The 24,686-nt window shown below is 64.0% G+C and carries 26 protein-coding genes; 8 read left to right on the forward strand and 18 right to left on the reverse strand.

All coding sequences use genetic code 11. From position 1 onward, the window contains the following. Nucleotides 1-70 precede the first annotated feature (70 nt). A complete protein-coding gene (gene mutY, locus ACIPHM_RS06350) occupies nt 71-1,249 on the forward strand; it encodes an A/G-specific adenine glycosylase (protein ID WP_400325688.1) in 1,179 nt (392 codons plus the stop codon). Nucleotides 1,250-1,317: 68 nt separating this feature from the next. Here the strand turns inward: mutY and rapZ are convergent, their stop codons facing one another. The 11 genes from rapZ to ACIPHM_RS06405 all read right to left on the reverse strand — a co-directional run bounded on the left by rapZ (nt 1,318) and on the right by ACIPHM_RS06405 (nt 10,432). After that, nucleotides 1,318-2,190, reverse strand: coding sequence for an RNase adapter RapZ (gene rapZ / locus ACIPHM_RS06355; protein ID WP_400325690.1), 873 nt, complete (start codon nt 2,188-2,190; stop codon nt 1,318-1,320). A gap of 175 nt (nt 2,191-2,365) precedes the next feature. Next, nucleotides 2,366-2,686 (reverse strand): PsiF family protein, encoded by a 321-nt coding sequence (locus ACIPHM_RS06360; RefSeq protein WP_400325692.1) that lies wholly within the window; start codon nt 2,684-2,686, stop codon nt 2,366-2,368. 202 nt (nt 2,687-2,888) lie between these two features. Then, nucleotides 2,889-3,854, reverse strand: a complete 966-nt coding sequence (gene hprK, locus ACIPHM_RS06365) for an HPr(Ser) kinase/phosphatase (RefSeq protein WP_400325694.1) — start codon at nt 3,852-3,854, stop codon at nt 2,889-2,891. Between the two features lie 80 nt (nt 3,855-3,934). Next, nucleotides 3,935-4,444 (reverse strand): PTS IIA-like nitrogen regulatory protein PtsN, encoded by a 510-nt coding sequence (ptsN, locus tag ACIPHM_RS06370; RefSeq protein WP_400325696.1) that lies wholly within the window; start codon nt 4,442-4,444, stop codon nt 3,935-3,937. A gap of 182 nt (nt 4,445-4,626) precedes the next feature. Next, nucleotides 4,627-4,980 carry a ribosome hibernation-promoting factor, HPF/YfiA family gene (hpf, locus tag ACIPHM_RS06375; protein ID WP_400325698.1) on the reverse strand — a complete coding sequence of 118 codons (354 nt, stop codon included), beginning with the start codon at nt 4,978-4,980 and terminating at the stop codon, nt 4,627-4,629. 142 nt (nt 4,981-5,122) lie between these two features. Next, entirely contained in the window at nt 5,123-6,631 is a 1,509-nt protein-coding gene (locus ACIPHM_RS06380; RefSeq protein WP_400325700.1) for an RNA polymerase factor sigma-54, read from the reverse strand. A 76-nt stretch (nt 6,632-6,707) separates the two neighbouring features. After that, nucleotides 6,708-7,511 carry an LPS export ABC transporter ATP-binding protein gene (gene lptB, locus ACIPHM_RS06385; RefSeq protein WP_400325702.1) on the reverse strand — a complete coding sequence of 268 codons (804 nt, stop codon included), beginning with the start codon at nt 7,509-7,511 and terminating at the stop codon, nt 6,708-6,710. Then, complete coding sequence (gene lptA / locus ACIPHM_RS06390; protein WP_400325704.1) at nt 7,504-8,205, reverse strand: lipopolysaccharide transport periplasmic protein LptA; 702 nt, start codon at nt 8,203-8,205, stop codon at nt 7,504-7,506. Before lptA ends, lptB begins: the two co-directional genes overlap by 8 nt. Next, nucleotides 8,202-8,861, reverse strand: coding sequence for an LPS export ABC transporter periplasmic protein LptC (gene lptC / locus ACIPHM_RS06395; protein WP_400325708.1), 660 nt, complete (start codon nt 8,859-8,861; stop codon nt 8,202-8,204). The genes lptA and lptC overlap by 4 nt, the downstream gene beginning before the upstream one ends. 24 nt (nt 8,862-8,885) lie before the next feature. Then, entirely contained in the window at nt 8,886-9,440 is a 555-nt protein-coding gene (locus ACIPHM_RS06400) for a KdsC family phosphatase (RefSeq protein ID WP_400325709.1), read from the reverse strand. A gap of 11 nt (nt 9,441-9,451) precedes the next feature. Next, nucleotides 9,452-10,432 carry a KpsF/GutQ family sugar-phosphate isomerase gene (locus tag ACIPHM_RS06405; protein WP_400325711.1) on the reverse strand — a complete coding sequence of 327 codons (981 nt, stop codon included), beginning with the start codon at nt 10,430-10,432 and terminating at the stop codon, nt 9,452-9,454. 213 nt (nt 10,433-10,645) lie between these two features. On the opposite strand from ACIPHM_RS06405, the gene ACIPHM_RS06410 reads away from it, so the two are divergent. From ACIPHM_RS06410 to phnE, 7 genes are all read left to right on the forward strand, one after another. Beyond that, on the forward strand, nt 10,646-12,628 hold the full coding sequence (locus ACIPHM_RS06410) for a cation:proton antiporter (RefSeq protein ID WP_400325713.1): 1,983 nt from the start codon (nt 10,646-10,648) through the stop codon (nt 12,626-12,628). A 130-nt stretch (nt 12,629-12,758) separates the two neighbouring features. Further along, nucleotides 12,759-13,310, forward strand: coding sequence for an adenine phosphoribosyltransferase (locus ACIPHM_RS06415; RefSeq protein WP_400325715.1), 552 nt, complete (start codon nt 12,759-12,761; stop codon nt 13,308-13,310). Nucleotides 13,311-13,380: 70 nt separating this feature from the next. Beyond that, on the forward strand, nt 13,381-13,995 hold the full coding sequence (locus ACIPHM_RS06420) for a LysE family translocator (RefSeq protein ID WP_400325717.1): 615 nt from the start codon (nt 13,381-13,383) through the stop codon (nt 13,993-13,995). Nucleotides 13,996-14,082: 87 nt separating this feature from the next. Continuing rightward, on the forward strand, nt 14,083-14,838 hold the full coding sequence (locus ACIPHM_RS06425) for a DeoR/GlpR family DNA-binding transcription regulator (RefSeq protein WP_400325720.1): 756 nt from the start codon (nt 14,083-14,085) through the stop codon (nt 14,836-14,838). A 658-nt stretch (nt 14,839-15,496) separates the two neighbouring features. Continuing rightward, the gene (gene phnC, locus ACIPHM_RS06430) at nt 15,497-16,369 is read left to right on the forward strand and encodes a phosphonate ABC transporter ATP-binding protein (protein ID WP_400325722.1); all 873 of its coding nucleotides are present in this window, start codon (nt 15,497-15,499) and stop codon (nt 16,367-16,369) included. A 16-nt stretch (nt 16,370-16,385) separates the two neighbouring features. Then, nucleotides 16,386-17,354 (forward strand): phosphonate ABC transporter substrate-binding protein, encoded by a 969-nt coding sequence (gene phnD / locus ACIPHM_RS06435; RefSeq protein ID WP_400325724.1) that lies wholly within the window; start codon nt 16,386-16,388, stop codon nt 17,352-17,354. A 144-nt stretch (nt 17,355-17,498) separates the two neighbouring features. Beyond that, nucleotides 17,499-18,305, forward strand: a complete 807-nt coding sequence (gene phnE / locus ACIPHM_RS06440) for a phosphonate ABC transporter, permease protein PhnE (RefSeq protein WP_400325727.1) — start codon at nt 17,499-17,501, stop codon at nt 18,303-18,305. A gap of 250 nt (nt 18,306-18,555) precedes the next feature. On the opposite strand, the gene ACIPHM_RS06445 is transcribed toward phnE, so the two are convergent. From ACIPHM_RS06445 to phnG, 7 genes are all read right to left on the reverse strand, one after another. Then, nucleotides 18,556-19,701 (reverse strand): alpha-D-ribose 1-methylphosphonate 5-triphosphate diphosphatase, encoded by a 1,146-nt coding sequence (locus ACIPHM_RS06445; RefSeq protein ID WP_400325730.1) that lies wholly within the window; start codon nt 19,699-19,701, stop codon nt 18,556-18,558. A gap of 16 nt (nt 19,702-19,717) precedes the next feature. After that, nucleotides 19,718-20,422 carry a phosphonate C-P lyase system protein PhnL gene (phnL, locus tag ACIPHM_RS06450; protein WP_400326537.1) on the reverse strand — a complete coding sequence of 235 codons (705 nt, stop codon included), beginning with the start codon at nt 20,420-20,422 and terminating at the stop codon, nt 19,718-19,720. 74 nt (nt 20,423-20,496) lie between these two features. Continuing rightward, a complete protein-coding gene (phnK, locus tag ACIPHM_RS06455) occupies nt 20,497-21,321 on the reverse strand; it encodes a phosphonate C-P lyase system protein PhnK (protein WP_400325734.1) in 825 nt (274 codons plus the stop codon). Further along, nucleotides 21,318-22,247 (reverse strand): alpha-D-ribose 1-methylphosphonate 5-phosphate C-P-lyase PhnJ, encoded by a 930-nt coding sequence (locus tag ACIPHM_RS06460; RefSeq protein ID WP_400325737.1) that lies wholly within the window; start codon nt 22,245-22,247, stop codon nt 21,318-21,320. The genes phnK and ACIPHM_RS06460 overlap by 4 nt, the downstream gene beginning before the upstream one ends. Beyond that, entirely contained in the window at nt 22,244-23,473 is a 1,230-nt protein-coding gene (locus ACIPHM_RS06465; protein WP_400325740.1) for a carbon-phosphorus lyase complex subunit PhnI, read from the reverse strand. The genes ACIPHM_RS06460 and ACIPHM_RS06465 overlap by 4 nt, the downstream gene beginning before the upstream one ends. Continuing rightward, a complete protein-coding gene (gene phnH / locus ACIPHM_RS06470; protein WP_400325743.1) occupies nt 23,473-24,126 on the reverse strand; it encodes a phosphonate C-P lyase system protein PhnH in 654 nt (217 codons plus the stop codon). Before phnH ends, ACIPHM_RS06465 begins: the two co-directional genes overlap by 1 nt. Further along, a complete protein-coding gene (gene phnG / locus ACIPHM_RS06475; RefSeq protein ID WP_400325745.1) occupies nt 24,127-24,627 on the reverse strand; it encodes a phosphonate C-P lyase system protein PhnG in 501 nt (166 codons plus the stop codon). Between the last annotated feature and the right edge of the window lie 59 nt (nt 24,628-24,686).

A 24,686-nucleotide genomic window follows, 5' to 3' on the forward strand; every position in this document is an offset into this window, starting at 1 on the left:
GTTCAGCTCAAGCGTCCAGCTCACTGACATGCCCTCAAGCGCAGCACATGAAGCTTCCCCCGAAACCGTGATGAAAGACTCTCCCAACGACTCCGCCGCCAGCACGCTCGCGCAAACCTTTGCCGAGCGCCTGATCGCCTGGCAGGCCGAGCATGGCCGCCACGATTTGCCCTGGCAAAACACGCGTGACGCTTATCGCATCTGGCTCTCCGAGATCATGCTTCAGCAAACGCAGGTCGCCACGGTGATTCCGTATTACGCGCGATTTCTGGCGCGTTTTCCCGACGTCGCCGCACTGGCGAGCGCTCCGCAGGACGACGTGATGGCGCTCTGGAGCGGCCTCGGCTACTACTCTCGCGCGCGCAACCTGCACCGTTGTGCGCAAGTCGTCGTGGCCGAACATGGCGGACGTTTCCCGTCGGACCCCGAGACACTTGCGACGCTACCGGGCATCGGCCGCTCGACGGCGGCCGCCATTGCCGCCTTCGCTTACGACGCGCATGCCGCCATTCTCGACGGCAACGTCAAACGAGTGCTCGCACGCGTATTCGGCATTGAGGGCTTTCCAGGCACGCCGAAGATCGAGCGCGAAATGTGGACGTTGGCCGAATCGTTGCTGCCGCAGCGCGATTTGCCCGCCTACACGCAGGGCATGATGGATCTGGGCGCAACGCTGTGCGGACGCGGCAAGCCGCGTTGCGGCGAGTGTCCGTTCGATGGCGATTGCGTCGCCCATGCAACGGGACGCGAGCGTACCTTGCCGACATCCAAGCCGAAGAAGGTGCAGCCCGAGCGTTATGTCGATGTCCTGGTGATTCGTGCGGGCGATCGCGTGTTGTTCGAGCGGCGTCCCGATAGCGGCATCTGGGGCGGTCTGTGGAGTCTGCCGGAGCTCACGCCGCCGACCGACGCCCGCGATGCGGACGATGCGACGCTACGCGAGCGGCTCACCGCGCATGCGGCCGCGCTGGGGGTGAAGCAGGGGACGGTCCAGTCGCTGGTGCCGCTGCATGGCCTCACGCATGTCTTCACTCATTTCAAACTTCACTTGCGGCCGTGGATGGTGACGTTGTCCGCGGCATCGGCCAAATCGATCAACGACGCATTGACGTCGTCGAACCATTCGCATCGTGCCTGGCTGGACGGGGCAGGGGTGACGGCAGCGGGTTTGCCTTCGCCGATCCGAAAAATTGCCGACGCCCTGTCGCTGCACGTGACGGGCGACGGCCAGCTTTCGCTACCGGCCTGAAGCGGGCTGGCGGGGCTGGACGATCAGCTCGATTCAGCCCATCCCGCCGATTCAGTCGATTCAGTCGATCACTTCGCGTCGATGGGCGCGAGTTCGCGGTGCCGCACGAGCACGCTGGCTTCGTTACGAAAGCGCTCGCCAAGCGTCTCGGAGATAAACACGGAGCGATGCTGACCGCCGGTGCAGCCGATGGCGACCGTCAGATAGCTGCGGTTGTCGCGCATGTAGCTCGGCAGCCATTTTTTCAAATAGCTGGCGATATCGTTGATCATCTCGTCGACTTCGGGAATGGCCGACAGGAAATCGATCACCGGCTGGTCACGCCCGGTCAGCGGGCGTAACTGCAGGTCGTAATACGGATTGGGCAGCGAGCGGACATCGAACACGAGATCGGCATCGAGCGGCACGCCGTGCTTGAAGCCGAACGACTCGAACATCAGCGTAAGCCCCGTCTGATCGTGCTGCACGAATTTGCGAATCCAGCGGCGCAACACACTCGCACGCAGATTGCTGGTGTCGATCTGGTGGCCGAGTTCGGTCACGCTATTGAGCATCTCGCGCTCTTTTTCGATGGCTTCGACGAGCGAGCCGGTCGCCGAGAGCGCGTCTTCGTCAGCCACGGAGAGCGGATGACGACGACGTGTCTCGGAGAAGCGCTGCACCAGCGTTTGCGTGGTGGCGTTGAGGAACAAGACGCGCACGTCATGGCCGAAACGGCGCAGGCCACCGATGATCGGGGGGAGGTCGGCGAGCGAGCCGCCGCTGCGCGCATCGATGGCGACCGCGAGACGTGTGTAGTTCTGCGTTTGGAGATAGACGGCGAGCTCAGGCAGAAAGCGCGACGGCAGATTGTCGACGCAGTAATAGCCCGCATCCTCGAGGACATTCAGGGCGAGTGATTTGCCCGAGCCGGATACACCGGTAATCAGTACGATCTTCATGACATTTCCCGAATACAACCCTCATGGTAAGCGATTGTGTCGTACGGGTGTCGAGCGGGAAAAAACGAGGCTGTTCCCCCCGTTTTTTTCCTGAGTTTGCGTGAAATCCTGTCGTGCAAACGAAAACGGCGCCCGCGAGGGACGCCGTCAGGCAAATGGCGGTGAAAACCCCGTCTCAGGCTGCCGGTGCGTTCGACAGACACGACTTCATGAACGCCTTGCGGTCGTCGCCCTTCTTGCCGCTGGCTTGCGCGTTACAGGTCTTCATCTTTTCCTGCTGCGTCTGCTTGGCGGCCGGTGCGGCGCCCCCAGCGGACAGGCATTGTTTCATGAAGGCTTTGCGGTCGTCGCCAGTCTTGCCGGTGGCCTCCTTGTTGCAGGCCGTCATCTTGTTCTGCTGCGAGTTGGCTGCCTTGGGGGCGGATGCCGTCTGGGCAAACACGGGCGATGCGAGCAGCGGGGATACCAGGAGCAATGCAGCGAGTGCTTTCTTCATGATCGTCTCTCCATAAGGTCGACACGCACGGGCACGGGGATGGACCGCGTTGCGATTACAACATGATAGAAAACGCGCCGCAATCGCGCGGCGTTGACAGAAAACCGCAAAAGTTGCGGTATACCCGCAGGTTTGGGAAATGGGGGGCGTCGCCGTACGTGGCGACATTATTGCCCTATGCCACATGCCGTGCGGCAGTGGTTCAGAGCAGTTTGCCTTCGGCGTCGTCCGAATCCTTCATGGCCTGATGCTGGCGGGCCATGAAGTCCTTGAGCGTATCGATGCCGCGCAACTGCAAAATCGTGTTACGCACGGCGGCTTCGACCAGCACGGCGAGGTTTCGCCCGGCCGCCACCTGCAAAATCACCTTGTTGATGGGCAGGCCGAGTACATCCACCGTTTGCGCTTCGAGCGGCAAACGCTGGAATTCACCGTCGGGGCGGCGCACCAGCTGAACGATCAGCTTGAGCTTCATCTTCCGGCGTACGGCCGTTTCACCGAAGATCGTCTTGATGTCGAGCAGGCCCAGACCGCGCACTTCCAGCAGGTTTTGCAGCAACGGTGGGCAACGGCCCTCGACGAAATCCGGCCCGAGGCGCACGAAATCGACCGCGTCGTCGGCGACCAGGCCGTGGCCGCGGCTGATCAGTTCCAGGCCAAGCTCGCTCTTGCCGAGACCGGAGTCGCCGGTGAGCAGCACGCCCATGCCCAGAATATCGATGAAAACGCCGTGCATCGTGGTTCGCGGGGCGAACACACGCGAAATGTACATGCGCAGGCTGTCGATGACCGACGCCGTCTTCAACGGCGTGGTGAACAGCGGTGTGGACGAGCGGGTACAGCGCAGCACCAGATCGGGCGGGACTTCATGGCCGTCGGCAACCACGAGGAACGGCGGCTCCAGCGCGATGACTTCGCCCATGTGCCGCTTGCGGTTTTCTTCCGTCAGCCGCTTGTAATAGTCCAGTTCAGCCTCACCGAGCACCTGAATCCGGTTCGGGTGGATGAGGTTCAAGTGACCCACGAGGTCGGCGCTGGAGGTGGCATTGGCCACGCTCTCGGGCGTGAAGCCGCGCTCCCATCCCTCGTGGCCGGTCAGCCACGACAGGCGCAGCGCCGCGGCGTTGTCGTCGAAAATGCTTTGCGCGTTGATGCCGGTCAGTTCCACCGCGTCGCCTCGTTCGGTTGGATGTGAGAGCTACTGAATTCGTCTGTGTTCGCGGGCGGTTCGTACCGGGTGGCGGCGGCTCAGGGCTGCCAGTTCGCGAGCGCGGTATGGATTTCGTCGGCGCTGGCTGCGCTGGTCAATGTCTCGCGCATCGAGCGATCGGAGAGCAACTGCGCAATTTCCGACAGGATCTCCAAATGCTGCTGCGTCGCCTGCTCGGGCACGAGCAGGAAGAACAGCAGGGAAACCGGCTGCCCGTCGGGGGCTTCGAAAGGAATGGCATCTTCGAGGCGCACGAACGCTGCCATCGGATGCTTCAGGCCTTTGATGCGGCCGTGGGGAATCGCCACGCCTTCGCCGAGCCCGGTCGAGCCCAGACGCTCGCGGGCGAAGAGGTTGTCGGTGACCAGGGCGCGCGACAGGCCGGCATTGTTCTCGAAGAGAAGACCGGCTTGCTCGAAGACACGCTTCTTGCTGGTGACAGACAGTCCAAGCAGGATGTTGGACGCAGGTAAGAGTTTGACTAAACGGTTCATCTTGTAATGCGGGCGAACGCTTAGTCGCCCTCCAACCCCCGATTGACCTCGCATTATAGACCACCCGCTGCCGAGCCCGCGGCAATACACGGAACTGCGCGGAACCATACAAAAGGGGCCGTTCAACGGCCCCGCGGTGGGTGATGCCAGACTTACGACAGACGGATATGCGCTCGGGTGGTTCCGTGCGGGTTTTCGTCAGTGTCAGCCAATGCGACTACCACGCCTGGACAGAGTTATTGCAGCGGTTCCGCCTCGGGAGGTTGCTGGTGCTTGATGGCCTCGCGACCGTGATCCTGAACCTTATCCTTGTACTGCACTACCTTGCGGTCGAGCATGTCGATCAGCTTGTCGATGGCGGCATACATATTTTCGTCACACTTCTCGACGAAAATTTCCTTGCCCTTGAGATACACGGTGACGCTGGCGATCTGGCGTCCGGCCTTCTCCTTGGTCTTGTCGACAGAGAGGATCACCTCGGCGCCGATGAGCTGGTCGAAATGCCTCAACACGCGTTCGAGCTTGTTGACGACAAATTCGCGCAGGGACGGCGTGAGTTCGAGATGGTGTCCACTGATCTTCAGATTCATAGCTGCTCTCCTTGCTGAAATGCCGAAGTGCAGGCCACGTCATCAGCGACGCTGGCTAGCGGGAGTGCGAGCCATTGGCATGACGCAATGTCGCACTGCGGCGTTATGCCCCAGCGAGCCAACATGGCACACCAGGACTGTCCTACAAAGATTTGCGCAAGTTCACTGCGGGGATTCGCATCGCCTCGCGGTATTTCGCGACAGTGCGCCGCGCCACCACAAAACCTTGCTCTGCCAGCAGTTCCGCGATACGGCTGTCGGAAAGGGGGCTCTGCGGGTCTTCTGCTCCTATGAGTTGCTTGATGAGTGCGCGGATGGCAGTCGACGAAGCGGCGCCCCCGGCTTCCGTTGCCACGTGAGATCCGAAAAAGTACTTTAGCTCAAAAGTTCCGAATGGAGTGAGCATGTACTTACTCGTCGTCACCCGTGAAATCGTGGATTCATGTAAACCCAGCGTATCAGCAATCTCGCGTAAAACCAAGGGCCGCATGCCGATTTCGCCATGCGTGAAGAAGTTCTTTTGACGCTCGACAATGGCCTGCGCCACCCGCAGGATCGTATCGAAGCGCTGCTGGATGTTCTTGATGAGCCAGCGGGCTTCCTGCAACTGCTGTTGGAGGTTGCCGGTCCCCGGATCGTTCCGGTTGTTTCGGAGAATGCGCGCGTACATTTCGTTGATGCGCAGGCGCGGCATCACTTCGGGATTTAGCTCGGCGAGCCACCCGCTGCTGCCCTGCTTGCGCACGAGCACGTCGGGTATGACGTAGTCGGCCTGCGGCGAGCCATAAGCGGCGCCGGGGAACGGGTCGAGGGACCGAATCAGTTGATGGGCGGCGCGCAGGCCGTCTTCGGTCACCCCTAGCAGGCGGCGCAGACGCGTGTAATCGCGCGCGGCGAGCAGTTCCAGGTGATCGGTGACGATCCGCAGCGAGAGCGTGCGCACGCCGCTGGCGGGCAGACGCTGGAGCTGCAAACGCAGGCATTCCGCGGGGCTGCGGGCCCCGACGCCGGCCGGATCGAAACTTTGCAGCAGGGCGAGCGCCGCGTTGATCTCTTCGGTCTCGAGCGCCAGTTCTTCGGGCATGTCCGCCTCGATCTCGTCGAGCAGGGTGCCGAGATAGCCGTCTTCGTCGAGCGATTCGATCAGGAATTCCACCAACGCGCGGTCGCGCGGGCTGGCCTTCGTCAGGCGCAACTGGGCCAGCAGGTGTTCGCGAAGATTGGGATGATCGATGTGCAGTTGCGGACGGCCGTTGTCGTCGTCGTCCGACGCGCTACCTGAGCGGGCGAAGTCGTTCAGACTCCAGTCGCCGCCGTTGTCCTGCGCGTTGTCGTCGAAGCGGGCTTCGCCGTCGAGTTCGCGCGATTCGTCGTGACCGTTGGCGGTCTCGGGGCCGTTATTCGTGCTGCTGAGCGACGTGCTCCGCTCGTTTCGCAGCGACCCGTCCGTGCCCACACGAACCGAGCCGGCGAGCCAATCGTCCTCGCGCTCGAGCATCGGGTTCTGGGTGAGGGCGTGCTCGACTTCCTGCTGGAGTTCGAGCGTCGACAGTTGCAACAACCGGATCGATTGCTGCAACTGGGGCGTGAGGGTCAGGTGCTGCGAGGTGCGAAGTTGAAGAGTCGGTTTCATAGCGTGTCTCGCCTTCATTGTAGAGGCTTTGTCACGTCAACGGAACCGGCCCGGCTGCCTATCGAAGGCAGGGTTTACATGCGGAAAATTAGCTTTACATCCGGAAATTTTCGCCCAGATAAACGCGCCGGACGCTTTCGTCGGCAACGATCTGGTCAGGCGTGCCGGCGGCGAGCACCGAGCCTTCGCTGATGATGTAGGCGTGATCGCAGATGCCGAGCGTCTCGCGTACGTTGTGATCGGTAATCAGGACACCGATACCTCGGTCCTTCAGGAAGCGAACGATACGCTGAATTTCCAGCACGGCGATCGGATCGACGCCCGCAAACGGCTCGTCGAGCAAAATGAAGCGCGGCTGCGTCGCCAGCGCCCGCGCGATTTCCACGCGACGGCGCTCGCCGCCCGAGAGCGACATGGCCGGATTCTCGCGCAGATGGCTCACCTGGAGTTCGTCGAGCAGCGCTTCAATGCGGCGTTCGATCTCGTCGCGCTTGAGCGGTTTGCCCTGTGCATCGATCTGCAATTCGAGCACGGCGCGAATATTGTCCTCGACCGTCAGCTTGCGAAATACCGACGCTTCTTGCGGCAGATACGACACTCCCATACGGGCGCGCTCGTGAATCGGCAGTTCGCTGATACGGTTGCCGTCGAGCTGGATTTCGCCGTCGTCGGCGGGCACCAGACCCACGATCATGTAGAACGACGTCGTCTTGCCGGCACCGTTCGGCCCGAGCAAACCCACGACTTCACCGCTTTTCACGTCGAGCGAAACGTCCTTGACGACGGTACGTGCGCCGTATTGCTTCTTGAGCGAGCGCACGACGAGCGCGCTGGGCTTGCCCGAAGGCGCGGTATTCGGGTTGAGGGCCGAAGCGTTGCTGTTGGCAGAATTACTCACGCGGATTCCCGATGTTCTTGGAGGGAGACAGCGGCGGCAGATCGCCCTTGGGCGGCGCTGCGGCCGGCTTGCTCGCGCCGCCCGGCGGCGTTGCCTGTGCACCCGTCGCATTACGCGGAGCGAGCGTAGCGCGCACACGGCCGTTCGGATTGTTGGGGTTGACCTGATCCGCACCGCTGTTGGCGGTGTACACCTCGTTGTATGTGTCGTACGTGATCACGCTGCCGTGAATCTCGTCGAGCACCTTCGTGCCGCCGGCGAGGCGCTTGAGCGTGGCCTGCGTGGTCAGCGTAGCGACTTCGGTCTTGCCGTTGTAGTAGATCGTCTGGCCCCAGCCGTCGATGTACTCGTCGACGCCGTCGCGCTTCTGACGCATATAGGCGAGCGGGCCGCCCGGCTTGTAGTAAGCCGTAGCGTACTGATAGCCCTCCGGATCCTGAGTCACTTCGACGCGATCGGCCTTGAGGAGAATCGTCCCCTTGGTCATCGTCACGTTGCCGGTAAAGATGTTGACCTGCTTGAGGTCGTCATAGCTCATGTGATCCGACTCGATGTTGAGCGGCTTGTCGCGGTCGGCATGCTCGGCGTGAGCCAGCGGCGACGCCAGTGCGCTGAGCACGGCGAAAGCGGCTGCCAGCGCGCGCAGGGCACGCATCGATACGGAGGCGGGTCGCAGGTTAAGGCGATCGGTCATGGGGTCTTGGAGCCCTGTTTGGTCTGAGGTGGCGCGCTGGGCGCGGCCGGCGATGCCGGGGATTTGCCGCCTAGCTCCGCCGGCTGGATCGTGCCGTGAACATTGCCGAGCAATTGTACGGCGCGCGAGATGTTATTGAAAATCATGCCGGTGCCGAACATCACGGACGAGCCGCGAATCAGCTCGACGGGCAGCTCCGTGCGTACGATGTCTTCGTTCACGAGCACCTGGAAGTGTTCCGACAGCGCACGCATTTCCGGATCGCGCGGCCCGGCCTGGCGCACCACGACAGCATCTTCGTACATATCGACGATCGACATATCGGCGTTGAGCGTGCCGCGCTTGCTCGTGGCGGTCACTTCCGGCTGATCCGGCGTGAACGCCCGCACCGCAGGCATCGTCATGGCCGTGGTCTGATCGTCTTCGAAATGCGTCATGTGAACGGCGTTGACGCGGTACTGCGTCATGCCGCTGGGCGAGAGCATGGAGATCACCATGTCGTCGGCGTAGTAATCGGGGATGTGCTGTTTCACGTACGGCGTGCGATCGGCGTCCGACGGCAGCGTACGTTGCACGAGCCAGTAGGTTCCGGCGGCCAGGCACGCGAGCACGACGATGGCGAGCAGCGAGGCAGGCGAGACGCGTTGAATGGCCATGAATGGATCGGCTCCCTCGACGCGTCAGGCGAGCGCTTGCGCGAGCAGGGCGTCGTAACGTCCCTGAGCGCGCAGGATGAAGTCGCACAGCTCGCGCACGGCGCCCTCGCCGCCGCGGGAGTCCGCGACCCAGTGGCAGCGCGCCTTCACTTCCGCGTGGGCGTTGGCCGGGCAGGCCGCGAAGCCGACGCGCGTGAGCACGGGCAGATCAGGCCAGTCGTCGCCGATGTGGCCGCAGACGTCGGCCTCTACGGACAACTTGGCGCACAGGTTTTCGAACGCAACGCGTTTGTCGTGCACACCCTGATAGACATGCGCGACGCCCAGATCCGCCGCCCGCCTGGCGACGATATCGGATTTGCGCCCGGTGATGACGGCCGTCACGATGCCCGACTCGGCGAGCAGCTTCAGGCCGTGGCCGTCGAGCGAATCGAAGGTCTTGATGACCTCGCCGGCCGGACCGTAGCGCAAGCCGCCGTCGGTGAGCACACCGTCGACATCGAACGCCATGACTTGCAGGCGGGCAGCCCGCTCGATGGCGGCGGCTGCGTCGAATGGAGTAATGCGGGGTTGACTCATGGAATGGAGACTCACACGACCTTGGCGGCAAAGAGGTCGTGGACGTTCAGCGCGCCCACGAGGCGGCCGTTCTCCGTCACGAGCAATTGCGTAATGCCGAAACGCTCCATCAGCTCGGCGGCTTCGGCGGCAAGCTGATCGGGACCGATCGTGCGCGGGCCTGCCTTCATCACGTCGACCAGCGTGAGCGACGTGAAATCGAGCGTGCGCTCGAACAGGCGGCGCAGATCGCCGTCGGTAAAGATACCCACGACGTGATCGTCGGCGTCCACAATGGCGGTCATGCCGAGCCGCTTTTGGGTCATTTCGACGACGGCGTCGGACAGACTGGCGTCGGTGCGCACTCGCGGAATGGCGTCGCCGGTGCGCATGACGTCGCGCACGAAAGTGAGCAGACGCCGGCCAAGCGCGCCGCCCGGATGCGAGCGGGCGAAGTCTTCGGCGCCGAAACCGCGTGCGTCGAGCAGCGTGACGGCAAGCGCATCGCCGAGGGCGAGGGCTGCCGTGGTGCTGGCCGTAGGCGCCAGACCCAGCGGGCAGGCTTCCTTTTCGACGCGGGCGTCGAGATGCACGTCGGACAGACGTCCGAGGCTCGAATTGGCGTTGCCGGTCATGGCGATGAGCTTGGCGCCGAGGCGCTTTATCATCGGCAGAATGCTCACGAGCTCGCCCGTTTCGCCGGAATTGGACAGGGCGACGACGACATCGTCTGTCGTAATCATGCCCAGATCGCCATGGCTGGCTTCGGCGGGGTGGACGAAAAATGCGGGTGTGCCGGTGCTGGCAAATGTGGCGGCCAGCTTGCGGCCGATGTGGCCGGACTTGCCCATCCCGGTGACGACCACCCGTCCGCGGCATGCGAGCAGGAGCATGACCGCTTCGAAGAAGCTGTCGTCGAGGTGCGCGGAGACGCGTTCGATGGCGTCGGCTTCAGTGCGCAACACCTCCCGGGCGACCTCTAGTGCCCGGCCTGGATTGATTTTCGCTATCATGCGCGGAGTATATCAAAACGGACGCGGCGCCGAGGGACAGCCGCGCCACGCCTGGCCCCGCGCCCGTCCGGGGCATCGTGCGATGCGTGCCGGTTTCCGTTCGCGGGCCACTGCCGGGGCGTCACTGGCACGACCCTTGCATGACACTCGCCGGGCAAAGCGGCGCAAAACGCCTTGCTCCCCCGGAAAAACTCAGGAAACCGACCCTAGCTGATGGCTTCACCGCTCGAACTCACTCTCGTTCTGTTGTTCGCCGCCTGCGTCGGGGTGGTGCTGTTCCGCATGCTCCATCTGCCGCCCATGCTGGGCTATCTCAGCGTGGGCATCGTGATCGGCCCGCACGCGCTCGGATTGGCCTCCGATTCGCAACGCGTGCAATACCTCGCAGAGTTCGGCGTCGTCTTCCTGATGTTCTCCATCGGCATCGAATTCTCCTTGCCGAAGCTCAAGAGCATGCGGCGCGTGGTGCTGGGGCTCGGCGTGTCTCAGGTCATGGGAACGTTGCTCGTCGCGGTTGGCCTGGGCGCGCTCGTCAATCTGTTCTGGTCGTTCTCGTGGCAGGCGTCGGTGGCGCTGGGCGGCGCGCTGGCCATGTCCTCGACGGCCATCGTCACAAAAATGCTCGCCGAGCGTCTCGAACTGGAGACGGAGCACGGCCGCAACATCATGGGCGTGCTGCTGTTCCAGGATCTGGCGGTGGTGCCGTTGCTGATCCTGATTTCGGCGCTCGGCGGCAATTCCAAGGCGCTGGTGCTCGCGCTCTCGCTGGCGGCGCTCAAGATCACGGGCGCCCTCGCGCTGCTGCTGTGGATCGGCCAGAAACTGGTGGGCCGCTGGTTCCACATCGTAGCGGCGCGCCGCTCGCAAGAGCTCTTCATGCTCAACCTGCTGCTGCTCACGCTGGGGTTGGCGTACATCACGGAACACCTGGGCTTGTCGATGGCGCTGGGGGCATTCATTGCGGGCATGCTGATCGCCGAGACGCCGTTCCGTCATCAGGTGGAAGACGACATCAAGCCGTTTCGCGACGTGCTGCTCGGCCTCTTCTTCATTACGACCGGCATGCTGCTCAATCCGGTCATCGTGGTGAAGCAGCCGTTGCTCGTGCTGCTGTTCTTCGTCGGTCCGCTGCTCGTCAAATTCACGCTCATCGCGGGTCTTGCGCGTCTGTTCGGCAGCCCGCCGGGCACGGCGATCCGTACCGGGCTGGGGCTGGCGCAGGCGGGCGAATTCGGCTTCGTGCTGCTCAATCTGGTGATCGACCGGAACCTGCTCGATCCGTCGCTCTCGCAAGCGGTGCTCGCCGGCATGCTGCTCTCGATGCTGTGTGCACCGTTTCTCATCATCAACGCCGATCGCATCGCACTGCGCTTCGTGGCCAACGAATGGATGATGCAGTCGTTGCAGATGACGAAGATCGCCACGCAGAGCATCAAGACCTCGGGCCACGTCATCATCTGCGGTTACGGACGATGCGGCCAGAACCTCGCGCGCATGCTCGAACAGGAGGGCATCGGTTACGTGGCGCTCGATCTCGACCCCGATCGCGTGATGGAGGCCGCAAGTTCCGGCGAGACGGTCGTGTTCGGCGACGCCGCCCGGCACGAAGCGCTCGTTGCCGCAGGGATTCATCGGGCCGCAGGCATCGTGGTGACGTACGACAGCACGCCGGCCGCGCTCAAGGTACTGGCGCAGGTGCAGGCGCTGGAGCCGACGTTGCCGGTAGTCGTGCGCACGGTCGACGACACGCACATGGACGAACTGATCGCGGCGGGTGCGACCGAAGTCGTGCCCGAGATCGTAGAAGGCAGTCTGATGCTGGCGTCGCACGCGCTGGTGCTCATGGGGGTGCCGATGCGCCGGGTGCTGCGTCGCGTGGCGCAGGCGCGTAACGAGCGCTACAGCCTGTTGCGCGGCTATTTCCACGGTCTGGACGACGAAGACGACGAGGGCGAGCGCGAGCAGGTGCGCTTGCAGTCGGTGCCACTGCCGCTGAGCGCCGACGCCGTTGGGCGCACGCTTGGCGAACTCCGGCTCGACAAGCTCGGCGTAACGGTCACGGCGATCCGCCGGCATGGCATTCGCGGCGTGGAACCGGTGGCGGAAACGCGCTTGATGGCGGAAGACATCGTTGTGCTGCGCGGCTTGCCCGACAAACTGGTCGCGGCGCAGAACCGTCTGCTCGGGGAAGCATAGGCGCGCAGCGCCTGGCAGACGAGCACCGGGCGTTCGGGCAAAGTGGTAACTCCCGGGCGCTCAAGGGGGACGCCGGGCCTTTTTGGCATAATGTGGCGTGTTCCCTATCAGTACCCAAAGAAGGATCCCCGTGCAGATCGACGAGTCACCTGCCGCCTATATCAAGAGCCAGATCCGCACCGTGCCGGACTGGCCCTCGCCCGGCGTGCAGTTCCGCGACATCACCCCGTTGCTCAAGAACCCGCGCACTTTGCGGGTACTCATCGATGTGTTCGTGCATCGCTACATGGCGCAACGCCCCGATTACATCGCGGGTCTCGATGCGCGCGGCTTCATTCTCGGCTCGATCCTCGCGTACGAGCTGAATATCGGATTCATCCCCATTCGCAAGAAAGGCAAGCTGCCTTACCAGACGGTGGCCGAAGAGTACGAGCTCGAGTACGGCAGTGCGACGGTCGAGATCCACGCCGACGCCTGCGGTCCGGGCGACCGCGTGCTGCTGATCGACGATCTGATCGCCACGGGCGGCACAATGCTCGCGGGCAAGAAGCTGCTTGAGCGTCTTGGGGCGACGGTCATCGAGGGCGCGGCCATCGTCGACCTGCCGGAACTGGGCGGTTCGCGCCTGATTCGCGACGCGGGTCTGGAGCTTTTCCTGCTGTGCTCGTTCGAAGGCCACTGAGCGTTGCCCGTCGCTGCGCACTTTCCCCCAACCTGATTCACGTCACTGACTCTCCGACCCGGACGCACCGATGCCCAATCTCTGGCTGTTCCTGCTGACCTCGGTGGCGATCACGCTCGCGCCGGGCCCGGACAACATGCAGGTCATCGCGCGCGGCATCGCACAGGGCCGCCGTGCGGGGCTGGCGGCGGCCGCCGGCTTCACCTTCGGTTGCCTCTTTCACACGACGATTGCCGCCGTGGGGCTGGCTGCCGTGTTGCGTTCGTCGCCGTGGGCATTCGAGGCGATCAAGCTGGCCGGGGCCGCGTATCTCATCTGGATCGGCATCAAGGCGCTTCGCGCGCGCGGTGCGCTCGCCCTGGCGAACGACGCCACCCCGCAACCGCTGCGAGCCGTTTTCCGTCAGAGCGTGTTGGCGAACATGCTCAATCCGAAGGTCACGCTGTTTTTCCTCGTGTTCCTGCCGCAATTCGTGAGCGCAGACGCCGCCCATCCGGGCTGGCAGATGCTGCTGCTCGGCCTCGTGTTCATGGCGCAGACCATCGTCGTGTTCAGCGCTTATGGCTGGTTTGCCGGGGTGCTGGGGACGTGGCTCAAGCGCCGTCCGGGCGCGGGGCGCTGGCTTGACCGCGTGGCCGGTGCGATCTTCATCGGTTTGGGGTTGCGCGTGGCGTTGCAGGGTTAACGCGCTGCGGTAAGCGCAATACGTATGACGATGTCGGCTATCCCGACGTCACCCAAGATTTCGTAGTCCAACTGATATTGTCCGATCATGCTTGCCGAACAACGCCAACAATACGTGCTCGAACAACTTGCCAAGACCGGGGCGCTTGCGATCAGCGATCTGGTGCGGGAGCTGGGTGTCTCGCGCGAAACTGTGCGACGCGACCTCAATACGCTGGCCGCACGCGGACTGCTGCTCATGACGCACGGCGGGGCGCTCGCCGCCGATCGCAGCGAGCCCGACTGGACGCTGCGCGAGAACCTCAACGCCGTGGGCAAGCGCGCCATCGGCGTGCGCGCCGCAGAACTGGTGCCCGACGGTGCGTCGGTCATCATCGACTACGGCACGACCACGCGCGCCGTCGCGCAGGCGCTCCTCTCCAAGCATCGGCTGCGTATCTACACGAACGACTGGCAGATTGCGCGCCTGCTGGGCCGTCATCACGATAACCGCGTGACGCTGCTCGGCGGCGAGTTGCAGGACAACGAAGACGCCGTGCAAGGCTGGGACGCTATCAACCAGATCGCGCAATACCACGCCGACTTCGCATTCATCGGCGTGGGCGGTGTGACGGAAGACGGCGGCATTACCGACTTCAACCGCGCGGCGGCCGAATTGCGTGCGCGCATGCTGCTGTGCGCGAACGTGTCCGCCGTGGTCGCAGATCACACGAAGTTCGGTCGCGTGACGCCCGTGCGCATCCGTCATTTCGAAGCGGCCCGCTACCTCATCAGCGACGCCGCGCCGCACAAGAGCATGCTCGCCCAATTGCGCGCTCGCGGCCCGGAACTGTTGATTGCCTGATCGACTTGGCTGCATCGACCCGACTTGTCGCGTTGATGCGAACCTCCCCCTCCAGCCCGCGGCGCCTGCCGGTACCCTGACCTGACTGCGCGCCAATTTAAAGTCGCTCCGTCCGGGCACCGACAATCCGCCGCTCGCTCATTCTGTTCGCAGGCCGAATCGGCCCTGACTCCCCCGATGGCCGTGCGCGCCATCGGTCGCCACAGCACGCCACACGTCGCCAAGCGTTGCCTGCGTCCCTGAAACAGTCCGTCGCGCATCGCTTCACGAGGCGCTGGCCGCATGGCCTTGTGCGGCCGTTTTTCCTGCCGATACCCGCTCCCCGGGATTCCGGAAATATGTAGACAAAGTGGTTGCCCGACTCGAAGGGCGGCGCCGCACCATCTCATTCGTCCTGACGAACACGCCGTTTTGGCAACACCCGAAGTCGTCCCGAAAACGTTGCCAAATCATTGAGTAGATAAGGATTTTGCCTGCCTCGTAAAAAGCTGTTCGATTGTCACTGTCTTGTCATCGGGGCTTTTTAGACTGCGTTCACTTTTGGCACAAATTGCCACAAAACAGCTAGTCGAGCGATGCGGGCGACGCAACCTCTTCGTGGGGTGTCGCAGGAAGCCGAGCATCGGGGCCGACCGGCGATCTGACTCACAGGTGAACCGTGGACGAAGCGATTCGAATCGAGCGACTGACCAAGACTTTCGGGAGCCGCCGTGCCCTCGACGAAGTGGCGCTCAAAGTCATGCCGGGCGAAATGGTTGCCCTGATCGGAGCCTCGGGCTCTGGCAAGTCGACGCTGATGCGTCACATTGCGGGTTTCGTTCCTGCCGATCAGCAACCGGGCAGCATCGAGATTCTGGGCCGCCCGATTCAGCGCGACGGACGCATCGTGCGTGAAGTGCGCCAGATTCGCCGCGACATCGGCTTCGTCTTCCAGCAGTTCAATCTGGTGGGCCGCCTGCCGGTCATCACGAACGTGCTCACTGGGCTGCTCGCCCGTGTGCCGCTGTGGCGCAGTCTGATGTTCCGTTTCACGTCGGCCGAGCGTCAGGCCGCACTGACGGCGCTCGCCGAAGTCGGCATTGCCGATCTGGCGTTCCAGCGTGCGAGCACGCTCTCGGGCGGCCAGCAGCAGCGCGCGGCGCTGGCGCGCACGCTCGTACAGGGCGCCAAGATCATTCTCGCGGACGAACCGATTGCGTCGCTCGACCCCGAGTCGGCACGCAAGGTGATGGACATGCTCGCGCGCATGAACCGCGATCACAAACTGACGGTTGTCGTCTCGCTGCACCAGGTGGATGTGGCCATGCGCTATTGCGTGCGCACGGTCGCGCTGCACCAGGGGCGTGTGGTGTACGACGGCCCGTCCTCGGCACTCACGCCCGACCTGCTGCGCCGCCTCTATGGCGTGCAGGCGAGCGAGTTGTTCAACGAAGCATCCGATACCTCGGAGCGCGCGACCGGCGACGCGAATGCCAAGCCGGCCGACGCAGAAGCACCTTTCCTTACTTCGATGTCCCTAAGCCTGACCTGACCAGGAGCTTGCTCTCATGAAACTGTGGAAAACCCTGCTGGCCGGCGCGGCCATGATCGCCTCGGTAGCGGCGGCACACGCGCAGGAAATCAACTTCGGCATCATCTCGACCGACTCCAGCGCAGCACTGCGCCAGCGTTGGCAGCCGCTGATCGACGATATGGAGAAGCAAACGGGCCTGAAGGTGACCCCGTTCTTCGCCACCGACTACGCCGGCGTGATCGAAGGCATGCGTTTCAACAAAGTGCAACTCGCGTGGATGGGTAACAAGGGCGCGATGGAAGCCGTAGACCGCTCGCAAGGCGAAGTCTTCGCGAAGATCATGTACGCCGACGGTACCGAAGGCTACTACTCGCTGCTGATCTCGAACGCGTCGAGCCCGTACAAGACGCTCGACGACGTGATCAAGAACGGCAAGAAGATCAACTTCGGCCTGGGCGATCCGACCTCGACATCGGGCACGCTGGTGCCGGGCTACTACGTGTTCGCGAAGAACAACATCGACCCGCGCACGTACTTCAAGACCGCGCGCAGCTCGAACCACGGCGCGAACCTGATGGCCGTGATCAACAATCAGGTGGACGTGGCGACGAACAACACCGAAGAGCTCAACAAGCTCGAAGCAACGCATCCGGAGAAGGCCAGGCTGGTTCACGTGATCTGGAAGTCGCCGCTGATCCCGTCGGATCCGCTGCTGTGGCGCAAGGATCTGCCGGACGCAACGAAGAAGAAGATTCGCGACTTCTTCCTGGCCTACGGCAAAGACGCCCACGAGAAGGAAGTGCTGAAGAACATCTACAACTACGGCGGTTTCCGCGCGTCGTCCGATGCTCAACTGCTGCCGATCCGTCAGCTCGAACTGTTCAAGCAGAAGGTGCAGCTCGAGTCGGACACCAACATCGATGCCGCCAGGAAGCAGACGCAACTGGCCGATCTCGACAGCAAGCTGGCGGCGCTCGACAAAGAACTGAACAAGACGAAGTAAGCGGTTCGCGTCATCGTGTTTGAGCGTTTGACGCAGGCAAATTGATTCAAGCGACGGCGAGCCCGGTCACCGGGTTCGCCATCTCCCCGGCGGTCCGATTTTTCACCGGCAGAAGCTGTGCCGGTATGACTAGTGGTACTCGACATGAACACCAGCGTATCCCTCACTGCAAATGGCCGCCTGCCGGGCGAGCCGCCCAAGCGTTCGTGGCTGTCCTTGATCAGTTGGGGCATTTTCTTCCTGGTCCTGGTGTGGTCATGGAGCGGCGCCGACATGCGTCCGCTCGATCTGATTCGCGATTCCGGCAACATGAGCCAGTTCGCGCACGATTTCTTCCCGCCCGATTTCCACGACTGGCGCGTGTACGTTCACGAGATGATCGTGACGATTCACATCGCGGTGTGGGGGACGGTGCTCGCGGTGGTGTGTTCGATCCCGATGGGCTTGCTCTCGGCGTCGAACATGGTGCCGGCGTGGGTGTATCAGCCGGTGCGTCGCGTCATGGACGCCTGCCGCGCCATCAATGAAATGGTCTTCGCGATGCTCTTCATCGTGGCGGTGGGTCTTGGCCCGTTCGCCGGTGTGCTCGCCCTCTGGATTCACACGACAGGCACGCTCTCGAAGCTGTTCGCCGAAGCGGTCGAAGCGATCGATCCGCGTCCGGTCGAAGGCGTGCGTGCTACGGGCGCGCGCGCCATCGACGAAATCCTGTACGGCGTGCTGCCGCAAGTCATGCCGCTGTGGATCTCGTACACGCTGTACCGCTTCGAGTCGAACGTGCGTTCGGCGTCCGTGGTCGGCATGGTGGGCGCGGGCGGTATCGGCGTGGTGCTCTACGAAGTGATCCGCAGCTTCCAGTACGCGCAGACGTGCGCCGTGATGGTGATCATGGTGATCGTCGTGACGTGCATCGACGTCTTCTCGGCACGCGTTCGCAAGATGGTGATCTGACGCTTCAGGCGAGCGTGGTGTGTAGCAACAGAAAGGGCGCTTCGGCGCCCTTTTTTGTTGCGCCCAGCCTCGACTTTTTTATTCCTATCAAAAAAGATGTTTTCAATCGGGGTTGGCCAAACAGTCCGTGGAAGCCATGCACCTCATCCTGAAGGCAAAGAGGAAGTTTGAGGCACCTGACTTCCGACTGCGACAATTGTCTGTTCGGAACCCTGCGTGCAGTGCCCGACGTGTCAAGCGAACGGGCAGCTTAAGCGATCCGCTGACCCACCCTATACGTCGCACGCGGAATCGGCGGCATGCCGGGACGAACGGCCACGCGCACTATGTCCGCACGCAGACCCGGTACGATGCCGCCGCGATCGGTCAGACCCGCCGATTGCGCGGGATTCCACGACACCGTACGCATGGCCTTCGACAGCGTCCAGCCGGCATCGGCATGATCGTTATGCAACTGGAACGCCGCCTGCAACAGGCTCGCAGGCACATAGTCCGACGACAGGATATCGAGCACGTCTTCACGGGCCAGTTCTGCTGCGGCCACATTGCCCGAGTGCGAACCGCCGCGCACGACGTTCGGTGCGCCCATGATGACGCCAATCGACTTCTCGTGCGCCGCGCGGGCCGCCTCAAGTGTTGTCGGGAATTCGGAGAGCGCCACACCGTCGCGCGCGGCTTCCTCCACGTGTTCGAGCGAGGTGTCGTCGTGACTGGCGAGCGGCAGGCCGCGCGCACGGCTCATCTCCACAATGGTGCGGCGATGCGGGATCGCGTACTTCTCCTGCTGCGCCTTCAGGTCGGCCAGCATCGCGTCCCACTGCGCGTCCGGCACCTTGCCGTTGCGCTCGTGATACTGACGGTGCAGCACCGGGTTATGCCACTGACGTTGCCCGGGCGTGTGATCCATCACCGACACGAGCCGCAGCAGCGGGTGATCGCACATGTCGGCGAACGTATCTGCGGCGTCCGCCGTGGCGATTTCGCAGCGCAGATGCAGGAAGTGGTCCGCACGGAACAGCCCGGCGGCGATGGTGTCGAGCAGCGCCTGTCCGCACTCGGCCTGCACCTTGCGGCTGCGCAGTCCCGAGGCGTCGCGCTCGCCGATCACCAGCGAGTCGAACACGGTGGTAATGCCTGCAGCAGCCACCTGCGCGTCGTGAATCGCGAGCGCGGCGTGCGTATTCCAGAACACGCCGGGGCGTGGTGCGAGGTGCTTCTCCAGATTGTCGGTATGCAACTCGACCAGACCCGGCACCAGGTAGTCGCCTTCCCAGTCGAGGGCGTCGGGGGCCTGCGTGGTGCCTTCTTCCACGGCATGAATGCGACCCTCGCGCACATCGACTACCCCGGTGAAGGTAGTGTCGGGCGTAACAATGCGAGCGTTCTTGATAAGCATGGACAAACTCCGGGGGTTAGTGTGCGGGGCGAAGCACGGGGCGCATGGCGAGCGTGCGCGTGGCCACTTCGTCGCGGGTCGCCTCGTCGTGGAAGATGCCCACGATGGCGCTGCCCGCAGTGCGGGCTTCGGTCATGAGTTGCGACACGACGGCACGGTTCTGCGCGTCGAGCGATGCGGTCGGCTCGTCGAGCAGCAGCACGGGCGCCGCGGCAATCAGCCCGCGCGCGATGTTGATGCGCTGCTGTTCGCCGCCGGAGAACGTTGCCGGGGCGAGCGTCCAGAGCCGTTCGGGAATGTTCAGGCGGGCGAGCAGATCGCGTGCGCGCCCTGCGGCGTCGCGCTCGCCGTGACCGAGCCGGCGCAGCGGCTCCGCCACGATATCCAGCGTGCTCACACGCGGAATCACGCGCAGGAACTGACTGACGTAGCCGAGCGTGGTGCGGCGCACGCCGAGCACGTCGCGCGCGCTGGCGTGGGTCAGGTCGATCCAGCGCTCGCCCTGACCGGCATCGTGACGAATCTCGATGCGGCCTTCGCCCGCGAGGTAGTTGCCGTAGAGGCAGCGCAGCAGCGTGCTCTTGCCCGAGCCCGAGGGGCCGACGAGCGCCACACATTCGCCGCGCCGCACCGTCAGATCGACGCCTTCGAGCGCGGGAATCGCGGCGCCGCCCTGAGCGTGCAGACGGAAGGTCTTGTGCAAGCCCAGGGCGCGCAGCATGACGTCGTTTTCCGGGGTGCCGAGCGTGAGCGGTGCGCTGGACGTCGCAGGGGGAGTGAGGGTCGTTCCGGAGTTCATACGGGCAGCACCGAGGAAACCAGCAATTGCGTATAGGGATGTTGGGGGTCGTCGAGCACCTGATCGGTCAGCCCGGCTTCGACTACACGCCCCGCCTGCATGACGATGAGGCGATGCGCGATGAGCCGCGCCACGCCGATATCGTGCGTGACGATGATGGCGGCAAGATGAAGGCGCTCCACCAGCGAGCGCAGCAGATCGAGCAGACGCGCCTGCACCGACACGTCGAGACCGGCGGTCGGCTCGTCCATGAACACGAGGCGCGGTTCGGTCACGAGGTTGCGCGCGATTTGCAGACGTTGCTGCATGCCGCCGGAGAACGCGCCGGGCATCTCATCCACGCGCGCCGGATCGAGTTCGACCTGCGCCATCCAGTGACGTGCCTTCTCGCGGATATCGCCGAAGTGACGCGCCCCCACGGCCATCAGCCGGTCGCCGATGTTGCCGCCGGCAGACACGTTCATGCGCAGTCCGTCGCGCGGGTTTTGTTCGACGAACCCCCACTCGGTGCGCAGCAGACGACGCTTGTGCGCTTCATCCAGCACGCGCAGGTCGTGCAGCGCGCCGTCGGTGCCGCGGTAGTGCAGCGAGCCCGCATCGATCTCGTGGCGCAACGCCAGCGCGTTCAGCAACGTCGACTTGCCCGAGCCGGACTCGCCGACGACGCAAACGACTTCGCCCGGCCACAGATCGAACGTCACATCGGCGCAGCCGATGCGATCGCCATAATGCTTGCCCAGACCGGCCACGCGCAGCAGCGGCTCGTCCACCGGCGCAGCGTTGCGCAGGGCCAGAGTGGTGTTATCGGTCACGGCGTTCATGCGGGCTCCTTCGCTGCGTGGGCGGCATCCGCAACGCTTGCCGAGGTACGCTCGCCGCAGTATTCGCTGTCGGAGCACACATACATGCGCGTGCCGGCGTCGTCCGTGATGACTTCGTCGAGGAAGCTGTCGGTCGCGCCGCACAGGGCGCAGTGCGCGTCCCACTTCTGGATCTCGAACGGGTAATCGTCGAAGTCGAGGCTCTCGACCGACGTGTATGGCGGAATCGCGTACAGACGTCGCTCGCGCCCCGCACCGAACAGTTGCAGCGCCGGGTTCATATGCAGCTTGGGGTTGTCGAATTTCGGAATCGGGGAGGGCGACGAGAGATAGCGCCCGTTCACGATCACCGGATAGTCGTAAGTTCTCGCAATGGCGCCGTGACGCACGATGTCCTCGTACAGACGCACGCGCATGAGGCCGTACTCGCCGAGCGCATGCAGCTTGCGCGACTCCACAATGCGCGGTTCGAGGCGGAACATCGGCTCGGGCATCGGCACCTGAAACACCAGAATCTGGCCGTCGCGCAACGCGGTTTCGGGAATGCGGTGACGGGTCTGGATAAGCGTGGCTTCCGAGGTCTTCGTCGTGGTGGCGACACCGGCGGTGCGCGCGAAGAAGCGACGAATGTTTACAGCGTTGGTCGTGTCGTCCGCCCCCTGGTCGATGACCTTGAGCGTGTCGTTTGCACCGATCACGGCGGCGCTGACCTGAATCCCGCCCGTCCCCCAGCCGTAGGGCAACGGCATCTCGCGGCTGCCGAACGGCACCTGATAGCCCGGAATGGCCACGGCCTTGAGCAGACCGCGGCGAATCATGCGCTTGGTGTGCTCGTCGAGGAACGCGAAGTTGTAGCCGTTCGCCGTGGCGGCGCTCGCCGCAGACGACGGCTGCGGGGTGTCTTGCAACGTGGCGGCGTCGTTCATGCGGCCTCCTGAGTGTTCTGGGTGGCAGCGTCGGTGGCGTTGCCATGGGTCTGCGTCCCGTATTTCGCGGCGTGCTCGGCGCGCAGACGGCGCACCAGTTCCAGCTCGGCCTGGAAGTCGACGTAGTGCGGCAGCTTCAAGTGCTGCACGAAGCCGGACGCCTCGACGTTGTCGCTGTGATAGAGCACGAATTCCTGTTGCTGCGCGGGCGAGGTGATCTCGTCGCCGAGTTCGGTCGTTCGCAGGGCACGGTCGACGAGCGACATCGCCATGGCCTTGCGCTCGTTGTGACCGAACGCAAGGCCGTAGCCCTGCGTGAACTGCGGCGCAATGTCCTGATTGCCACCGAACTGCGTGACCATCTGGCACTCCGTCACCGAGATTTCGCCGATGTCGATGGCGAAGCCGAGTTCTTCCGGCTCGATCTCGACGGACACATCCCCGATACGAATTTCGCCTGCGAAGGGGTGATCGTTGCCGTACCCGCGCTGCGTGGAATAGCCCAGCGCGAGCAGGAAACCTTCGTCGCCGCGCGCGAGGTTTTGCAAGCGCGCGGTGCGCGACGCGGGCGTGAAGAGCGGCGAGTGCACGAGGTCGTGCGGCTCGGGGTCGGCGCCCTGGGTGCCAAGCGCTTCGAGCAGACCGTCGCGCTTCATGATGTCGGTGACGCGCGTGGTCGCCCCGATGGGCGGCACGTTGGGAATGGCTGAAGTGCCGTGTGCTGCGGCTAGCGTCGTGTCGTTAGTGACTTCGCTATGCACCTCGCTGCGCACCTCGCCGGGCAGCGCGGTGTGCGCCGCGGCGTCGGCCGTCTCGCCTTCTGCGAGCAACGCGAAGTCGAGCAACCGCTGGGTATAGTCGTACGTGGCGCCGAGCACCTGACCGCCGGGCACGTCCTTGAACGTCGCGGAGATGCGGCGCGACAGACGCATCGCGGCGGTGTCGATGGGCTTCGTGGTGCCAAGACGCGGCAACGTCGTGCGATACGCACGCAACAGGAAGATCGCTTCGACGAGATCGCCGGCCGCCTGCTTGATCGCCAGCGCCGCGAGCGTTTCGTCGTACAACGCGCCTTCGCTCATCACGCGCGAGACCGCGAGACGCATCTGCTCACGAATCTGCGTGACGGTGAGTGCGGGAATATCGGGGTTGCCGCGGCGCGCTTTGGCGAGCAGATCCCAGGATTGTTCGATGGCGCGCTCGCCACCTTTGACTGCGACGTACATCAGCAAACCTCCACGTGCGTGGTGCGCGGCAGCCCGAGCACCGAGTCGCCGGCGGCGATCAGCAGGTCGAGCCCGGCGGGAAAGCGCGGTGCGAGTGCGGCGCGAGCCTGCCAGAAGGCGGTCGTCAGACCGCCGACGGTGACGTCCGCATGCGTGGCGATGCCGGGGCCGCGCAAGCGCAGATGCAACCCGTCATTGCCGATATGACCTTCGTTGAGCGTCGGCACATCGACGATCAGCGTGGTGCTGTGCTCCGGCGACTCGGCCGTGCCGAGCGCGAAGTGGTCGAACGCGGGGCAGCGCGCGGGATCGGTGATTAGCGCAAATTGCACGAGTTGTGCGCCTTGCGTGCTGGCTAGGTCGGCCTCGCCGCTGAGCAGCGGGGCACCGGTGTGAAAGCGCAGCGCGCTGGCGACGCCGGCGAGCGGCGATTGCAGCCACACGCACGTCGAGGCGTCGGTCAGCGCGAGGAGCGTGGCGCGTGCGGCGAGGCTGGCCTCGCTGCTGGCAGCGAGCCGGTGGCCGACGCTGCGCAATTGGCCGGGACGCGCGAGCGCGTCGAGCACCGCACGAAATACGCCTTGGGCGTCGTGGACCGGATCGTCGAAACCGGGTTGCAGTTCCGACCAGTCGGGCGTGGTTGCCGTCAACATTCAGGCCTCCCGGACCATGGTGAAGAATTCGACGCGGCTGGCGGCCGTGTCGGCGTCGTTCTGCGCCGCGGTGGCGGCCAGACGTCGAGAGATCGCCGTGAGCGGACCGGCGGCGAGCCTGCTGCGGTGCTGCGGCATTTGCATGAGCGCGTCCAGACGCGCCACCCGCACCGCGCGATCGGCGTCGCGACCCAGTACGTAACCGGTGCCGACCACGCCGTCCTGCTGGCGCAGCGTGCAGCGCGTGACGGTCGTCTCGCCGAGGTTGAAACGCTCGCCGCTGCCGCCAACGCGGCCCTGCACCAGCACGAGACCGGTTTGTGGCGCGCGCAGCCAGATGAACTGCGGCGCGTCGGGGCAGCGCGCGATGGCGTCGTCGAGTTCGTCGCGTGTGGCGCGGGCGAACAGCGCGAGCCACTTGGCGCGCTCGGGTCGCTGCGCCGGGTCTGGCGAGGCGGTGCTGCCCTCGTCACCTGCTGTATCGGAAGATGTGAGTCGCATGATTGTCTAGTCGTATAGACGTGTGTATGATCGCAATGACTTCAGGGGGTACGGCTTGC

The sequence above is a fragment of the Pandoraea sp. NPDC087047 genome (genome assembly GCF_044745225.1).
Classification (GTDB): Bacteria; Pseudomonadota; Gammaproteobacteria; order Burkholderiales; family Burkholderiaceae; genus Pandoraea.

What these genes read in the sequence shown, in the direction of transcription:
- phnL (WP_400326537.1), bottom strand. Translation starts at nt 20,422, where the DNA reads ATGCTGCGCGCCCTGGGCTTGCACAAGACCTTCCGTCTGCACGCTCAG.
- phnE (WP_400325727.1), top strand. Translation starts at nt 17,499, where the DNA reads ATGAACACCAGCGTATCCCTCACTGCAAATGGCCGCCTGCCGGGCGAG.
- ACIPHM_RS06425 (WP_400325720.1), top strand. Translation starts at nt 14,083, where the DNA reads ATGCTTGCCGAACAACGCCAACAATACGTGCTCGAACAACTTGCCAAG.
- phnD (WP_400325724.1), top strand. Translation starts at nt 16,386, where the DNA reads ATGAAACTGTGGAAAACCCTGCTGGCCGGCGCGGCCATGATCGCCTCG.
- ACIPHM_RS06410 (WP_400325713.1), top strand. Translation starts at nt 10,646, where the DNA reads ATGGCTTCACCGCTCGAACTCACTCTCGTTCTGTTGTTCGCCGCCTGC.
- phnG (WP_400325745.1), bottom strand. Translation starts at nt 24,627, where the DNA reads ATGCGACTCACATCTTCCGATACAGCAGGTGACGAGGGCAGCACCGCC.
- hpf (WP_400325698.1), bottom strand. Translation starts at nt 4,980, where the DNA reads ATGAATCTGAAGATCAGTGGACACCATCTCGAACTCACGCCGTCCCTG.
- ACIPHM_RS06405 (WP_400325711.1), bottom strand. Translation starts at nt 10,432, where the DNA reads ATGATAGCGAAAATCAATCCAGGCCGGGCACTAGAGGTCGCCCGGGAG.
- ACIPHM_RS06400 (WP_400325709.1), bottom strand. Translation starts at nt 9,440, where the DNA reads ATGAGTCAACCCCGCATTACTCCATTCGACGCAGCCGCCGCCATCGAG.
- phnK (WP_400325734.1), bottom strand. Translation starts at nt 21,321, where the DNA reads ATGAACGCCGTGACCGATAACACCACTCTGGCCCTGCGCAACGCTGCG.
- ACIPHM_RS06360 (WP_400325692.1), bottom strand. Translation starts at nt 2,686, where the DNA reads ATGAAGAAAGCACTCGCTGCATTGCTCCTGGTATCCCCGCTGCTCGCA.
- rapZ (WP_400325690.1), bottom strand. Translation starts at nt 2,190, where the DNA reads ATGAAGATCGTACTGATTACCGGTGTATCCGGCTCGGGCAAATCACTC.
- ACIPHM_RS06460 (WP_400325737.1), bottom strand. Translation starts at nt 22,247, where the DNA reads ATGAACGACGCCGCCACGTTGCAAGACACCCCGCAGCCGTCGTCTGCG.
- mutY (WP_400325688.1), top strand. Translation starts at nt 71, where the DNA reads ATGAAAGACTCTCCCAACGACTCCGCCGCCAGCACGCTCGCGCAAACC.
- phnH (WP_400325743.1), bottom strand. Translation starts at nt 24,126, where the DNA reads ATGTTGACGGCAACCACGCCCGACTGGTCGGAACTGCAACCCGGTTTC.
- ACIPHM_RS06465 (WP_400325740.1), bottom strand. Translation starts at nt 23,473, where the DNA reads ATGTACGTCGCAGTCAAAGGTGGCGAGCGCGCCATCGAACAATCCTGG.
- ACIPHM_RS06445 (WP_400325730.1), bottom strand. Translation starts at nt 19,701, where the DNA reads ATGCTTATCAAGAACGCTCGCATTGTTACGCCCGACACTACCTTCACC.
- ptsN (WP_400325696.1), bottom strand. Translation starts at nt 4,444, where the DNA reads ATGCGAGGTCAATCGGGGGTTGGAGGGCGACTAAGCGTTCGCCCGCAT.
- lptA (WP_400325704.1), bottom strand. Translation starts at nt 8,205, where the DNA reads ATGACCGATCGCCTTAACCTGCGACCCGCCTCCGTATCGATGCGTGCC.
- lptC (WP_400325708.1), bottom strand. Translation starts at nt 8,861, where the DNA reads ATGGCCATTCAACGCGTCTCGCCTGCCTCGCTGCTCGCCATCGTCGTG.
- ACIPHM_RS06420 (WP_400325717.1), top strand. Translation starts at nt 13,381, where the DNA reads ATGCCCAATCTCTGGCTGTTCCTGCTGACCTCGGTGGCGATCACGCTC.
- ACIPHM_RS06380 (WP_400325700.1), bottom strand. Translation starts at nt 6,631, where the DNA reads ATGAAGGCGAGACACGCTATGAAACCGACTCTTCAACTTCGCACCTCG.